This window comes from Streptomyces sp. NPDC015220 (genome assembly GCF_043079345.1).
In the GTDB taxonomy this organism is placed as follows: domain Bacteria; phylum Actinomycetota; class Actinomycetes; order Streptomycetales; family Streptomycetaceae; genus Streptomyces.
Genome location: NZ_JBIBUK010000002.1, coordinates 370,983 through 385,637, shown reverse-complemented (window position 1 = coordinate 385,637; position 14,655 = coordinate 370,983). Strand labels below are relative to the sequence as shown.

Annotated in this window: 10 protein-coding genes; 6 read left to right on the top strand and 4 right to left on the bottom strand. The window is 75.4% G+C overall.

Features of this window, described 5'->3' with window-relative positions; all coding sequences use genetic code 11:
* Window positions 1-134: 134 nt before the first annotated feature.
* Both ACF061_RS06585 and ACF061_RS06580 read right to left on the bottom strand, forming a co-directional pair.
* Window positions 135-1,241 carry an AAA family ATPase gene (locus ACF061_RS06585; protein ID WP_392265694.1) on the bottom strand — a complete coding sequence of 369 codons (1,107 nt, stop codon included), beginning with the start codon at window positions 1,239-1,241 and terminating at the stop codon, window positions 135-137.
* Window positions 1,238-4,882 carry a DUF4132 domain-containing protein gene (locus ACF061_RS06580; RefSeq protein WP_392265693.1) on the bottom strand — a complete coding sequence of 1,215 codons (3,645 nt, stop codon included), beginning with the start codon at window positions 4,880-4,882 and terminating at the stop codon, window positions 1,238-1,240. The genes ACF061_RS06585 and ACF061_RS06580 overlap by 4 nt, the downstream gene beginning before the upstream one ends.
* Window positions 4,883-5,084: 202 nt before the next feature.
* On the opposite strand from ACF061_RS06580, the gene ACF061_RS06575 reads away from it, so the two are divergent.
* Complete coding sequence (locus ACF061_RS06575; protein ID WP_392265692.1) at window positions 5,085-5,363, top strand: hypothetical protein; 279 nt, start codon at window positions 5,085-5,087, stop codon at window positions 5,361-5,363.
* A gap of 40 nt (window positions 5,364-5,403) precedes the next feature.
* Here ACF061_RS06575 and ACF061_RS06570 read toward each other — a convergent pair whose 3' ends face one another.
* A complete protein-coding gene (locus ACF061_RS06570; protein ID WP_392265691.1) occupies window positions 5,404-6,510 on the bottom strand; it encodes a pyridoxal-phosphate dependent enzyme in 1,107 nt (368 codons plus the stop codon).
* 543 nt (window positions 6,511-7,053) lie between these two features.
* Between ACF061_RS06570 and ACF061_RS06565 the strand changes: the two genes are divergently transcribed.
* From ACF061_RS06565 to ACF061_RS06545, 5 genes are all read left to right on the top strand, one after another.
* The gene (locus tag ACF061_RS06565) at window positions 7,054-7,806 is read left to right on the top strand and encodes a GntR family transcriptional regulator (RefSeq protein ID WP_392265690.1); all 753 of its coding nucleotides are present in this window, start codon (window positions 7,054-7,056) and stop codon (window positions 7,804-7,806) included.
* Between the two features lie 464 nt (window positions 7,807-8,270).
* On the top strand, window positions 8,271-8,468 hold the full coding sequence (locus tag ACF061_RS06560) for an SPOR domain-containing protein (protein ID WP_392265689.1): 198 nt from the start codon (window positions 8,271-8,273) through the stop codon (window positions 8,466-8,468).
* Between the two features lie 276 nt (window positions 8,469-8,744).
* Window positions 8,745-9,173: a (deoxy)nucleoside triphosphate pyrophosphohydrolase gene (locus tag ACF061_RS06555; protein WP_392265688.1), complete on the top strand. Its 429-nt coding sequence runs from the start codon at window positions 8,745-8,747 to the stop codon at window positions 9,171-9,173.
* 181 nt (window positions 9,174-9,354) lie between these two features.
* Complete coding sequence (locus ACF061_RS06550) at window positions 9,355-9,762, top strand: ATP-binding protein (RefSeq protein WP_392266165.1); 408 nt, start codon at window positions 9,355-9,357, stop codon at window positions 9,760-9,762.
* Between the two features lie 457 nt (window positions 9,763-10,219).
* Complete coding sequence (locus ACF061_RS06545; RefSeq protein WP_392265687.1) at window positions 10,220-13,021, top strand: SpoIIE family protein phosphatase; 2,802 nt, start codon at window positions 10,220-10,222, stop codon at window positions 13,019-13,021.
* A gap of 31 nt (window positions 13,022-13,052) precedes the next feature.
* Here the strand turns inward: ACF061_RS06545 and ACF061_RS06540 are convergent, their stop codons facing one another.
* Window positions 13,053-14,513 carry a hypothetical protein gene (locus ACF061_RS06540; protein WP_392266164.1) on the bottom strand — a complete coding sequence of 487 codons (1,461 nt, stop codon included), beginning with the start codon at window positions 14,511-14,513 and terminating at the stop codon, window positions 13,053-13,055.
* Window positions 14,514-14,655: the final 142 nt, after the last annotated feature.

The window sequence follows — 14,655 nt, the reverse complement described above, 5'->3', positions numbered from 1 at the left end:
GGTGGTTGCCGTGGACGCGACGGCTCCCGGAGACCCGGCCGCTCCCGCGGGGGCGGCGGCCCCGGGCGACCCGGCCGGGGCGACGGCTCCCGGAGACCCGGTGGGCCCCGTCGGCCCGGCGGTCGTGGCCGGCATCAGTCGGCGAGGAGGTGGCGGGCGTCGTGCAGGGCCTGCCACTGCGGGCCCGAGTGGCGTGGCGCCCGCTGCTCCAGGTAGCGGCGCAGCCGGGCCAGGTCCTCCGGGCTGTCCTTGGCGGCGGTGCCCGGCAGACAGGCCACCACGTCGGCGGCGTCGCCCGGTTCCCCGCGCAGGAACCAGCCGCGCAGCCCGGCCGCGTGCGCCACGGACACGGCCTCGGCGGTGCTCATCACCGCCGACAGCCGCTCGCCCTGCGCACCGGCCGCGGCGCCGCGCAGCTCGCGGAAGGTGCCGACCAGGACCTCCAGCACGTCCCGGCGCGGCGGCGGCTCCACCCCGGACCGGCGCAGCAGCGCCGTCGCCTCCGCCTCGACCAGGGCCAGTTCGGTGTCGAAGTCGGCGATCGGGAAGACCGTCTCGAAGTTGAAGCGCCGCTTGAGGGCGGAACTCATCTCGTTGACGCCCCGGTCCCGGGTGTTGGCGGTGGCGATCACGTTGAAACCCTGGCGGGCGAAGACCATGCCCTGTTCCCCGGGCAGCTCGGGGACGGCGATGACCCGCTCGGACAGCAACGACAGCAGGCAGTCCTGCACCTCCAGCGGACAGCGGGTGATCTCCTCGAAGCGCACGATCCGCCCCTCGGCCATCCCGCGCAGCATGGGCGCGGGCACCAGCGAACGCGCGGACGGCCCCTCGGAGACCAGCAGCGCGTAGTTCCAGGAGTACTTGATCTGGTCCTCGGTGGTGGCCGCACCGCCCTGCACGGTGAGCGCGGAGCCGCCGCTGACGGCCGCCGCGATCAGCTCGGACAGCAGCGACTTGGCGGTGCCCGGTTCCCCCACCAGCATCAGGCCGCGGTTGGTGGCCAGGGTCACCAGGGCCCGCTCCACCAGGGAGACGTTGCCGACGAACTTGCGGCTGATCCCGGCCCGTTCGTCACCGACGATGAAACGGCGGGCCGCGCGCAGGCTGAGCTGCCAGCCCGGCGGACGGGGATCGTCGTCCGCCGCGCGCAGGGCGGCGAGCTCGTCGGCGTGGCGGACCTCGGCGGGCGGTCGCTGGAGCGGTTCGGGCGTGGCCGGGTGAGCGGCGGGCGCGGTCACTTGGCGGTCACCTCGGTGAGGTCGGCGAGCAGTTCGGAGGCGACGACCGGGTCCAGGTCGCCGAAACGCAGCGGGAACCGGCGCCGCGGCCAGTAGTCACCGGGCTCGGTGTCGAGCCAGACCGTCTCGAAGGTCTGGTCGGGGAACATGTCCGGCACGCCGACGGCGATCCCCTCGTCCAGGGCGATCACCAGGTGGCGGTCGCGGCCCAGGGGCCGGTGGAACCAGCGCTCCACGCCGGCGTCCTGGGGCACGCCCCGCGCCCAGCCCCGCTTGGTGAGGCCGAGCAGCCTGCCGACCGGCACGGTGACGCCCTCGAACCGGGTGAGCCGGTGGCTCGCCGCCTCCTCCTCGGTGAAGGCGTGCACCGGGCGGCCCAGCTGAGGGAAGGGCTGCAGGATCTCGTAGTCGGCGAACAGCTCCGACCAGGCGCGGAGTTCTTCGGCGGACAGGTCGAGCGGGTGGGCCAGGCGGACGCTCGCGCCCTCGGGGAGGGCGAACTCGTTGTCATCGACGTCGGCGAACGTACGGTCCTCCGCCACCCGGAAGGCCGTCACCGTGCCGCCCGTGCCGCCGCTCCCGTCGCCGCCGTCGGTCCGGCCGAGCCACACCAGACGGCGGACCAGGTGCCACAGCAGCGGATGGGACACGAACAGCTCCCGGAACTCGTCGGCCGTCCAGACGCGCTGAGCCACCATCGCCGCCTCCAGCCGCCGCACCTGGTCGGCGGCGACCGTGCGGACGTCCTTCTTCAGCGTCGCGAACCGCTTGCGCTCGGCCGGCGCCAGCTCGGGGTCGTCCTTGGCGCCCGGCGCGGGCAGCGCCTTGCGCCGCTTGCCGTCGGCGTCCCGGACGTAGGGGCGCAGCTGCTCGTCGAAACCGACGGTGAAGCGCCGGGCGCCGTAGTCGATGACCGTGCTGCCGTCCGAGTCGAGGCCGAAGTCGGGCACCAGGCGGTCGCCCAGCTGCTCGCCGGTGAGCCCCAGCCCCTCGGCGACCTCGGCGATCTTTTCCTGGGCGCGGGCCTTGAGCGCCTTGAACGGCACCCGCTGGGCTATGCCGTGCAGATGCATCAGGGCCACGTCGGTGCCGATCGCGGCGAGGACGTCCAGGCCCTCCACGGCCCGGTGGTGGGCGCCCTCGCCGGGCCAGGCCCGCAGCACGGGGGTGAGCCGGCGTACCGTCCCGTCGTCGCCGAGCAGACCGAGGGCGCGCAGCGCCCAGCTCTCCTTGGCGGGCATGCCGATCAGCCGCCACTGCTCGAACACGCCCCAGGCGAAGGCGGCCAGTGACTCGGCGGTGCAGTGCGCGGTCAGCACCCGCACACCGGGATAGACCTCGCCCGGCTTGCTCAGGGCCAGCATGGTGAGGGCGTGGCGCACCGCGTCGGCGGGCAGGGCGCCGCCCCCGAAGAGCAGGATCTGCGGCAGCAGCGCCGGGTCGGCCCAGGCGCCGACGGCGGGCATGCGGGCCGGCAGAGCGCTCTCCAGCGGGTCGACGGACAGCAGCTCCCCGACGATCTCGCCGGCCTCCGTCCCGCACCCGGCGGCGGCCCGCAGCACCTCCTCGGCGCCGTGCGCGGCGGCCAGCAGCCGCAGCGCCTGCTCGGCGCCGCGCCGTGCCGTGCCGGCCCGGCCCACCGCGTGCGGGACGAGGACGGGCACGGCGGCCAGGGCGTGCCGGGACAGCCAGGCGCGGGCCGTGGCGTCGGCCGACTTCAGCCGCGCCAGCCAGTCGCACACCTGACCGGCGACCGTGACGTCCAGGTACGGCAGGAGCAGCGGGCCCAGGGTGGCGGGGTGCCGGGCGGCGGCGCGCAGCAGCAGCGGTTGGGCGTCCACCTCGAACCTGGCCGCCACCGGCTTGAGCGCCTCCTCCCCGCCCCAGTAGTCCTCGGGCGCGCAGTCCGCCAGCAGCGGACGGACCACGTCCGGCGCGCCGACGACGAACAGATGGGCGTGCCGGACGTCCTTCAACTGCCCGCCCCGGCGCAGTGTCTCGGTCTCCTCGGCCCAGTCGTGGTCGCGGCGCCACCGGGCGAGCGATGACTCGGTGGCCGCCCAGGCGTCCCGCTCACCGGGCTGCCAGACCACCCGTGCCGGCGGGGCCGTGGGCGCCTCGGCCGCCACGCGCTCCTTTCGGGCCGTACGCCGCCGGGTCCACGGCGGGCTCACCAGCAGTTCGGGCAGCGCCGTCACGGGCGCGTCCGCCACCCGGTCGCTGCGGGTGAGCAGCGGGTCGACGAGCTCGGCGGCCTCGGCGGGCAGGCCGGGCAGCGCGGCCGCCGTCAGTTCCCGGTGCGCGTGCACGTGTGTCGTCAGCAGCTGCCGGGCCGTCGAGGCGGTCCTGGCGGAGCCGGCCGCGGCCGCGGCCAGCAGGCGCAGCGCCCGGACCGGGTAGCGGCGCATCGCCTCCAGCAGGCTCGGGCGGACGTGCTTGTCCTCGGCGCGGGCGAGCAGGATCCGGAAGGCGTCGTCCGTCGGCAGTTGCAGCAGGGCGCCCGCGTACGTCCTGGTCCAGTCGGAGCCGTAGCCCTTGTCGAGCACCTCCTGGAGCACCGGCGCGAAGGCCTTGCCGGTGCCCTCGGCGAGCGTGGCGACCAGCCGCATCGAGCAGCCGTTCCAGCCGAGGTCGAATCCGTCCTCGAAGTGGGCCAGCTGCGCCGGCGAGCCGAGCGAGCACAGCAGCATGGCCCGGAGCGTCGCGTCGCCGCTCAGCGGGCCCGCGCAGCACTCGGCGACCCAGTCGCGCTCGCTGGGCACCAGGTAGGACACGACGATGCGGCGCCGCTCGCCGTCCCGGCAGCCGGCCAGGGCGGCGACGGCCTCCCGGTACGCGTCCTCGTCCGCCACGGCCAGCAGGGAGCGCAGCCGGTCGGCGAACCGCGGCCGGCTCCAGTGACCGTCGGTGGACTCCTTCTCGGGGCGGAAGCCGAGCCAGGGGTCCTGCCGCCTGCTCCCGTACTGCGCCCAGTTGGCCTGGACGTCGAAGAACTCCACCACCGCCCGGGCGGCGAAGGCCAGGCCGAAGGAGCGGACCCAGGCGTCCACGAAGACGCCCTCGGGAAGCCGGTAGTGCATGGTCACCGCGGCCACCGCGGCCGCCCCCAGCGGATCGGGGCTGCCGCTCAGGTGCGCCCGGACGGCCCGCACGATGTGCGGGTCGCTCTTCGGGGCGGACAGCACCTCCTCGAGCCAGTCCGCCTCCTCCGCGAGCCGGCCGGCCGTCAACGACTCGGCCTCCTCGCGCGGTTCGCCGACGCTCGGCGTGAAACCGCCCCGCCTCGGGTACACCATCCGCCGCCACGCGGCCGGGATCTCGAAGGTGTCCTCGTCGGGGAAGGTCACCGGCCCGCCCCCGGGCCCGGCGCCCGCCGCGGCCGCTCCCGCCGCGACGCCGGTCGCGGCGGGAGCGTCGGTGGCCCCGGTGTCGGCGGCCGTGACCTCCCGGTACCCCTTGCGTTCCTTCTCCGCGATCACCTTCGCCAGGTGCCGCCGCGCGGCCTCGGCCGAGTCCAGGGTCTTCAGCTGCGTCCGGCCCGCCGAGCCGACCTTGCCGTAGCGCACGGTGACGCTGCTCTGTTCCGCCTCGGCCTCCCAGAACTTCGCCGAACCGTCCCCCGTGAACTCCCAGCGCCGCACAGCCCCTCCTCCACCGACCCATGGTCGGGCGATCGTTCCGATCAGCAATTGATCAGTTGCCGGTCACAGTAACGACGGCCACTGACAACGCCGCCGGACGGCCGAGGCGCCCCGCCCCCCGCGAAGGGCGGGAGCGGGGCGGGACCGGCGGGGGTGAGCGGCGGCCGGTGCGGCGCGGGACCGGGACGGCGAGCCGGAGGCCTTGCGCACCTCACTCTTCGGCGCGGGCCGGGCCGGGGGCGGCGGGTACGCCGAGGTGGACGAGACCCGCGCGGGATCGTCGGCGGCGACGGCACCCGGACCGGCGCCCCGGCGAGGGCGGCGGCGCTCGTCCCGGCGGCTCCCGGCTCGCCGGACCCCCGCTGCGGCCCCCCCGCTCGGCGACGACGCGGTCACCGCGGTCCTCGGCCGTCCCGACCAGGTCCGCGGCGACGTCACCGCCCGGGAGAAGCACACCCGCGCCACCGCCTTCGTCGCCTGAGGACCGGCGCGGGGCACTAGGGAATCCGCAGACAGGCCCTCTAGGGCCGGGCGAGTCCCGACTTCAGGCCCGCCCCGCACAGCGGCACCACCGCCGACTTGCCGGCCGGCAGGCCCTCGCGCACGGCCGCCCAGCAGACCACGCCCGTCGACTCGACGAAGAGGCCGCGCGAGGCGAGGTCCAGCTGGGCGTGGCGGATCTGGTCCTCGGTGGCGGTCAGGAAGGTGCCGCCCGACGCGCGTACCGCGCGCAGGATCTGACGGGCGCGGGGCGGGCGGGGGATAGCGATGCCCTCGGCCCGGGTCGGGGCGATGGCGGTGGTCCCGGTGAGTTCCTCGGCGCCCTGGGCGAAGGCGTGGGCCAGCGGCGCCACCGCCGCCGCCTGCACCGCCCACAGCGCCGGACGGCGGTCCAGCAGCCCGGCCGCGTACAGTTCGGCGACCGCCAGCGCCGCGCCGAGCAGCAGGGTTCCGTTGCCCACCGGCAGGACCAGGATGTCGGGCAGGCGACCGCCGAGGTCCTCCCACAGTTCATGGACGTAGGTCTTGGTGCCGTGCAGGAAGTACGGGTTGTAGACGTGCGAGGCGTAGAAGGTGTCCGGCTCGTCCGCCGCCCGCCGGGCCGCGGCTCCCGCCGCCTCACGGCCCCCGTCGACCACCTCCACCCGCGCCCCGTGCGCCTCGATCTGCTCCAGCTTCTTCGCGGACGTGCCCAGCGGCACGTACACGGTGCAGGGCAGCCGCGCGCGGGCGCAGTACGCCGCCGTCGCGGTGCCCGCGTTGCCGCTGCTGTCCGCGACCACCCGGCGCGGTCCGGCGCGCAGCGCGAGTTCGGCCAGCATGACCGCGCCCCGGTCCTTGAACGACAGCGTCGGCATCAGGTAGTCGAGCTTGGCCGAGACCTCGTCGGTCAGCGCCACGAGCGGGGTGCGGCCCTCGCCGAGCGACACCGAGGGCGCCGGCAGCGGCAGTGTCTCGGCGTACCGCCACAGGGAGTTGACGCGTCCGGTCAGGGACTTCAGGGGCGCCGGGGTGGGCGCGAAGTCGAGGTCCAGGGGGCCGTGGCAGGACGGGCAGCACCAGGCGAGGGAGGCGCCGGGGACGCGGACGCCGTCGGTGGGGCAGTAGCGGTCCGGCAGAGGTGTCATGACCGCAGGTTAAGCCCGGGGGGTGCGTCCCGGGGTACGCGGTGGGGTCGGTGACCCGGCCGGCGGCGAGACCGTCCGCCGCGGTCCGCGCCCAGCGCGCCGTCAGTCCGTCGACGGCCCGGGAGGTCCGCCCGCCGGCGCGGAGCGCGGACCCGTCGGTGTCCCCGTCGCCCGCCCGCACCGCGCCTTCGCCCGCCCGCGTCCCGCCCCCGTCGGTCGCTGTACCCGAACCGCTGGTGGAGGCTGTCGCCGGGCCGATCGGGCCGGGGCCGGCCCATCCGGTCGCCGCCTGTCACGGCACGCGAGGCTCTGGGCCCGGCTGCCGCTCCGCCGGCCGCCGGTGGCAGCGGTCGCCGACCGCGGTGCGGCGGGTGGCGGCGGTGCCGGGGAGGTGTGACGGCCGCCATAGCGGGAGAAACTGCCTGGGTGAAGCCCTTCGCCGGCGGACGTCATCACATCGAGTGATTCTCTGGCCTTTGCTTGCAAGTTACAACCTACGGTTGCCAGGCTGTTGCTGTCTGTAAAACCTGATGGGAGTGGCCAGTGACTTTCGGTGAGCAGCCGGCGTATCTGCGTGTCGCGGGTGACCTCCGCAAGAAGATCGTCGACGGCCTGCTGCCACCGCACACCCGGCTGCCCTCCCAGGCCAGGATCCGCGAGGAGTACGGCGTCTCGGACACCGTCGCCCTGGAGGCGCGCAAGGTGCTGATGGCCGAGGGCCTGGTCGAGGGCCGTTCCGGTTCGGGGACGTATGTACGCGAGCGGCCCGTGCCGCGCCGGGTCGCCCGTTCCGGCTTCCGGCCGGCCGGCGGGGCCACTCCGTTCCGGCAGGAGCAGGCCACCGGGGAGGCGCGCGGCACCTGGGAGTCGCGCAGCGCGCAGACCGCCGCGAGCGGCGCCATCGCCGAGCGGCTCGGCATCAAGCCCGGCGACCGCGTGATGTGCACCAAGTACGTCTACCGGGACTCCGGCGAGGCGATGATGCTCTCCACCTCCTGGGAGCCGCTCGCGCTCACCGGGCGCACGCCCGTCATGCTCCCCGAGGAGGGGCCGCTGGGCGGCATGGGCGTCGTCGAGCGCATGCGCGCCATCGACGTCGTGGTCGACAACGTCACCGAGGAGGTCGGCGCCCGCCCCGGCCTCGCCGAGGAACTGCACACCCTGGGCGGCGTCCCCGGCCATGTCGTACTGGTCGTCCAGCGCACCTTCTACGCCTCCGGCCGGCCCGTGGAGACGGCCGACCTGGTGATCCCCGCCGACCGCTACCGGGTCGCGTACCACCTGCCCGTGAAGTAGCCGGGGCGACGGCCGCCGTCGGGCGGGCGACGGGGCAGGCGACCGTCGTGACGGCGGGGCGCGCGGCCGGTCGTCGCGGCGGTTCACCCGGCGGTCTGTGCCACGGTCCACGCGGTGGCGCGCGCCCCTGGCGCCGGCCGCCCCTCGCGCTCGCGGCCGGCTGCCGCCGCGGGACGCTGGATTCCGGCCGTTCTCGCAGGTCGCCCTCGCTCCCCGTGATACGCCCCCGGGAGCGCGCACCCACGCCAGAGGCGGCGCGTTCACCTGCGTGCGCCCCCTGTCAGCTGGCCGGTTGCCTACCTCTTTGTGAAAAGTCGTATTCGCTGCGTGAAGGTTGGGCGTAGGCTCGGGCATATGCGAACTGCGGTTTCCTCGGCGTACGGGGCGCGACAGAGGGGGCGGACGCCGGTCGCGAGCGCTGGCGCGCACAGGCGCGCAGGGGCGGGAAGGAGCAGTGGGGCGGGATGAACGACGGCACGATCACTCTTCCCTGGCTCGTCGTCCGGCAGGACGACAACGGCAATCGCTACCGCGTGGGCAGATACGCCACCCGTGCCGAGGCCCAGAAGATCGCGGACAGCCTCGACCACCGTGGCCACAAGCAGCTCTACTGGGTCGAACGCGTCGGACAGAACGGCGGCGGCGCGGCCGGCGACGGCTGACCGCCGGCCGGCACCGGGGCCGAACGGCGTCGTCGCACACCGGCGGGCCCGGCCGGCGTCGCCGGATCCCGGCCGGCCGGCCTCGCCGGGCCCTGGACGGCCCCGAGGTACCGCGTTCGCCGCGGACTTCCGTCGCGGCACCGTGGACTTCCAGCGCGAATGCCGCGGGCTTCCGCCGCGTTCGCCGACGTGCGGCGGGCCCGCGCGGGGTCGCCGTTGCCCGTTGGGTCTCCGTCGTTTCGCCGACTCGCGACGTGCTCCCGTAGGCTCCGGCGCATGACCGAACGGACCGTGGTGGTGGGTGCCGCCCTGCTCGACGACGGCCGCCTGCTCGCCGCGCGCCGCAGCGCGCCCCCGGAGCTGGCCGGCCGCTGGGAACTGCCCGGCGGAAAGGTGGAGCCCGGTGAGCGGCCCGAGGACGCCCTCGTCCGTGAGCTGCGTGAGGAACTGGGCGTCGAGGCCGAGGTCGCCGAGCGGGTCCCGGGCTCCTGGCCGCTGCGGCCGCCGTACGAACTGCGGGTGTGGACCGCGCGCCTGCGCCCCGGGTCCGCCGCCCCGAAGCCGCTCCAGGACCACGACGAACTGCGCTGGCTGACGCCGGCCGAGATCTGGACCGTCCCCTGGCTCGACCAGGACGTCCCCGCGGTACGGTCCGTCCTTCCCCACCTCGCCGAGACCCGGCGGCCCGCGTCCCCGGGCGCGTGACACCGGGGCGCGGCGCCGCTACGCGGCCGGGTCCGCGCGGGAGGCGTGCGTGCGCCGTTCCGGTACGGCGGACCGGTCGGCGGTGGTACGGGCCGCCGGATCGCGGTACTGCGCTCCACATATCGGGTATGTCCCCACTGAACCCGAGAAATCTGACGTGGCGGGCTTTTCGGCCTGGGAAGTGATCGGCGTGATCGACACCGAAGACGACTGCGCCGAGTGGACCTTTCCCGCCGATCCCGGCGCGGTGCGCACGGCGCGTGCCGCTGTCCGCGGCCAGTTGCGCGCCTGGGAGCTGGACAGCGTCGGCGACACCGCCGCCCTCCTGGTGAGCGAACTGGTCACCAACTCGCTGCGGCACGCCACCGGCCCCATCGGGCTCCGGCTCGTGCGGCCCGCCGGGCTGCCGCACGTGCTGCTGGTCGAGGTCTCCGACCCGCTGCCGGACCCGCCTCGCGAACGCCCCGCCCGCCCCGGGGACGAGAGCGGCCGGGGCCTGCAACTGGTCGCCTCCTCCTCCCGCCGCTGGGGCACGAGGCCGGACGGGGGCGGCAAGACGGTCTGGTTCGAACTCGCGGTGCCGGGGTGAGCGTCGGCCGTGAAGAGGGGCCGGGACGGGTCGGTCGTGCCGGACGGCCATGCCGGACGGCAGTGACGGACGGCAGTGACGGACGGCAGTGACGGACGGCAGTGACGGACGGCAGTGACGGACCGCGGTGACGGACGGCGGTGACGGACGGCGGTGACGGACGGCGGTGACGGACGGCGGTGACGGACCGCGGTGACGGACCGCGGTGACGGCCGGTGGTGCCGTTGCCCGTGAGGGCCGCCGGTGACGCTCGGCGATGACGGTTGCCCATGACGGGATTCGACGGGGTGCCGCCTGGTTAGAAGACTCATTGTGTTGTCGCAGGCCGGTCCGGAGCACATCGGGATGGTCCTGTGATCGTGAACACCGTGTCGTGCGGCCCCGTAGTGCTGGATACTGCGGGCAGCCGCCCCCGGTGACCGGTGCCGGGCGCGGTGAGCTGGAGGGGACGGTTCGCGTGAGCGAGATACCAGCGAAGGCCACGGAGTCCGAGGACCCGTCGGACGGCGCGAGGACGGGGTCCACGGGCGGCGGTGCCGCCGAGGGGGCGCCGCCCGTGGACGCCATGTGGCAGAGCAGTCCGCCCGGCTCCATCTACGACTACATCAAGGTCGCGTCCTTCTCCATCGGCCCCGACGGCCACGTCGACCAGTGGAGCCTGCGCGCCGAGCAGTTGTTCGGCATCCCGGCCGAGCGCGCCGTCGGCATGGACCCCATCGAGGCGTTCATCGACTCCGACCTGCGCGAGCAGGGCCAGCGGAAGATGGCAGAGATCCTCGACGGACGGGAGTGGACCGGAGTGGTCCCCTTCCGCCTGCCGGTCACGGCGGACGGTGAACACGGCGACGGCACGACGGCCCGCGGCCTTCCCGGGCCGGGCTTCGATCGCGCCGGGACGGGCTTCGACCGCACTCGGCCGGGCCGTGAGCCCGCCGAGGCCAGGTCGCGCGTCGTGCGCGGACTCGCCGAGGTGTACGTCATGCCCACCCGCACCGCGGAAGGCGACAAGGCCGCTGTCTGCATCGTCGTCGACGTCCGGACCTTGCGCAACATCGAGACCGACCTGGCCGCCTCCCAGGCGATTTTCGGACAGTCCCCGTTCGGTTTCCTGCTGCTCGACCCCGACCTGCGCATCCGCCGCGCCAACCAGCGGTTCGCCTCCATCTTCGGCGGCACACCCGACGAGCACCGCGGCAAGACCGTCCACGAGTACCTGCCCCGCGGTGAGGCCGAACGGGTCACCGCGACCCTGCGCCGGCTCCTGGAGAACGGCGAGTCCATCGCGGACATGCACGTCACCGGCTTCGTGCCCGGCTCCGACGAACGCCGCCACTGGTCCATCAACCTCTACCGCGTGCACAGCGGAAGCGGCCGGCCAATCGGCATCGCCTGGCTCGGCACCGACGTCACCGCACGCCGCGCCGCCGCCCGCGAGGCCGCCGCCGCACGGCGCAACCTCGCCCTGCTCAACGAGGCCGGCGCCCGCATCGGCAACTCCCTGGACCTGGAGACCACGGCGCGCGAACTCCTCGACGTCGTGGTCCCCGGCTTCTGCGACCTCGCCACCGTCGACCTCTACCAGGGCCTGCTGACCGGCGACGAGACCCCGCCCGGCCTCGCCGACGGCAGCGCCGAACTGCGCCGCGTCGCTTTCGCCAGCGCCGTCTCCGGAGCGCCCTTCTCCGGCACCGGCGCGCACGTGGAACTGGGCGCCGTCCACCACTTCGCCTTCAACTCGCGCCGCGCAGACGCCCTGCGCACCGCACGCCCCAAGATCGTGCCCGGCGAGGAGGGCGGCCTGGTGCAGTCCACGCTGGCCGTCCCGATGGTCGCCCACGACACCGTCGTGGGACTGGCGCAGTTCGCCCGGACCAAGGGCAGCGAACCGTTCGGCGACCGGGACCGCGACCTCGCCGTGGAACTCGCCGCACGTGCGGCCGTCTGCATCGACAACGCCCGCCTCTACCGGCGCGAACACGAACGGGCGTTGATACTGCAACGGTCCCTGCTCCCGCCCGGCGACCCGGAGGCGTCCGGCCTCGACATCGCCTGCCGCTACCTGCCCGGCAACGCGGCCACCGGCCGGCCCAGCGAGGTCGGCGGCGACTGGTTCGACGTCATCGAACTCCCCGGCCACCGCACCGCGCTGGTCGTCGGCGACGTGATGGGCCGCGGCCTGCGCGCCGCCGTCGCCATGGGCGAACTCCGCACGGCCGTGCGCACCCTCGCCCTGCTCGACCTCGAACCGGCCGAGGTCCTCTCCCAACTGGACGAGATCGCCCGCGGCCTCGGCGCGCCCGGTGGTCCCACCCAGGCGTTCAGCTCCGGGGGAGGCGTCCAGCAGGCCACCCGCGCCGCCCGCCGCCCCCGCGAGGCCGACCTCTCCGAGGTCTACCTCGCGACCTGCGTCTACGCGGTCTACGACTCGGTCACCCGGAGGTGCACCTTCGCGAACGCGGGCCACCTGCCCCCGGTACTGGTCGAACCCGGTGAGCCGGCGCTCATGCTGGACGTGCCCCCGGGCCTGCCGCTGGGCGTCGGCGGCGAACCCTTCGAGGAGGTCGAGGTCGAACTCCCCGAGGGCGCCCTGCTCGCCCTCTACACCGACGGCCTGGTCGAGTCCCGCGACCACCCCCTGGACGAGGGCCTGCACGCCTTCGTGGGCGCCCTGACCGACCCCGCCCGCCCGGCGCCCGGCCACCACTCGGCGACGGGGCCGCGTGCCGACACCTTCCAGAACCTGGAGGACGTCTGCGACCACGTCCTCAACACCCTCGGCAGCCACCACGGCGAGGACGACATCGCGCTGCTGATGGCCCGCGTCCAGGGTCTGCCCGCCGAGTCCGTCGGCGACTGGACCCTGCCGCGCGAGCCGCGCAGCGTCGGCCGCGCCCGCGAGTACGCCCGCTCGCAACTGCTCGCCTGGGACCTGGAACCGCTGGTCGACACCACCGAACTCCTCGTCAGCGAACTGGTCACCAACGCCCTGCGCTACGGCGAGGGCGAGATCAGGCTCCGGCTCCTCCTCGACCGCACACTGGTGTGCGAGGTGTGGGACTCCGGGCTCGTCCAGCCGCGCCGGCGCCGCGCCCGCGACACCGACGAGGGCGGCCGGGGCCTCCAGCTGGTCGGACTGCTCAGCGCCGCCTGGGGATCGAGGCGCACCCCGCGGGGCAAGACCGTCTGGTTCGAACTCCCGCTCCCCGACGGCGAGAACGCTCTGGTGGACCCGGCGGAAGCGCTGCTGAGCCTGTTCTGACCGCATCCCGGCCACCGCCGCGGCGGGGGCGTCAGGCGGTGCCGGCCGTGCGACGCGCCCGGGTGCCGGGGCCGCCGAAGCTCGGCGGGGTGCCGGCGGGCGAAGGGGGCGGCAGCAGGATGCCGCCGAGGACGGCCCCGGCGGTGCCGCCGTCGTGTGCGTCCGCCTCGGCGTACGGGTTCCCGTGGGCGCGGACGTCCTGCTCGGCGAGGCCCCGGGCCTCGCGGGCCAGGGCGTCGGCGTGCGACCGGTCGGCGGGGGCGCCGCAGGCGAGGACGCGTTCCGCCTCGGTCAGCAGGGCGCGGGCCGTGACGCCCACCGCCCCCCGGTGCGTCGTGACGAAGTCGGCCGCGGCGGCGGTGGCGCTGCGCGCGGTGAGCAGGGCGGCGGCGGACAGTACACCGCCGCCGCCCACGGCCAGTGGCGACACCGCGCGGACGACGCGGCGCAGGACGTCCAGCGGATCGTACGGCCGCGGCGCGGTCAGCTCCTCGCGCACGGAGGCCAGGACGGAGTCCGTGCGCAGGATCCGGGCGCGTGCCTCGCCGGGCGGCACTCCCGTGAGCCGGGCGGCCGCCCCGGCCCGCTCGGCCTCCGCCCCGGTGAGTGCGGCGGCGACCATCGCGGCGGCCTCGTCCAGCTCGGCGGCGAGCCGTTCGACGCCGCCGAGGAGTACCGCCGCCTGGGCCACCGCGCCCTCGGCGGCGCGCAGATGGCGGGCGGCGTCGGACGTCCGGGCCAAGTCCGCCGACTGCCGCGAGCGGTTGAGATGGGCGGTGGCGAACAGCAGCCGGTCCTTGGCCTGTTCCACGTATCCCGTGGCGTACTCCCACGCCGAGGGGGCGTAGCGCCGGGCGAGGCGGGCCAGCACCGCCTCCGTCCCCGCCGTCCGGGCCGCCAGCTCCCGGAACCGGGCCTCCGCGACCTCCAGCGCCCCGCCCGTCCCCCGATCCAGGCCGCGCAGCCCGTCGAACCCGCCGGCCACCTCGTCCAGCAGCCGCCCCGCCTCCTCGCACCGTCCCGCCATCGCGGCCAGCGCCTGCCGTCGGGCCGCCGGGTCCTCGGGGAGACCGTGGTCGTAGCGCCGGCGCATCCCGAAGGCGGCCGCCAGCTCCGCCTCGGCCCGCCGTACCGCCCGGGCGAAGGGTGCGACGGCCACCGCGTCGAACCGGGCCTCGGCGAAGCCGAGTTCCTCACGCGAGGTGCGCACGCAGTCGTCGGCCAGGACCAGCGAGCGCCGGACCCACTCGTCGAGCCCGGCGGCCGGCGGAAGCCCGGAGGGCGGGGCCGGCCCGCCGCCGGGCGTGGTACGGGTCCTCGCCCGCCGGGTCCGTCGCACATACCCGTATCCGGCGAGCAGGCCCGCCGCGCCCACGGCGACGAGCGGCAGGACGAGGTCGGAGCCCGACGTCTCGTCCTGCGGCGGTGCGGCGGTCCCGGGCGCGGGTCCGGCCCGGGGGAGTGCAACCGCCGCGCCGCCGTTGATCGTCATAACCGGAAGCGCCAGCCACACGACGCCCGCCGCGCCCCCCAGCACGGCACGCGTCACCCGCACGGACCAGTGCGGGGCCGCGCGCCGCGGCCGGGCCGCCCGGGACAGGGATGACGTCACATTCGGGAGCGTATGACCGCCC

Excerpts from the sequence above, each read along its gene's own strand:
- ACF061_RS06570 (WP_392265691.1), bottom strand. The coding sequence starts at position 6,510 with ATGACACCTCTGCCGGACCGCTACTGCCCCACCGACGGCGTCCGCGTC.
- ACF061_RS06560 (WP_392265689.1), top strand. The coding sequence starts at position 8,271 with ATGAACGACGGCACGATCACTCTTCCCTGGCTCGTCGTCCGGCAGGAC.
- ACF061_RS06555 (WP_392265688.1), top strand. The coding sequence starts at position 8,745 with ATGACCGAACGGACCGTGGTGGTGGGTGCCGCCCTGCTCGACGACGGC.
- ACF061_RS06540 (WP_392266164.1), bottom strand. The coding sequence starts at position 14,513 with ATGACGATCAACGGCGGCGCGGCGGTTGCACTCCCCCGGGCCGGACCC.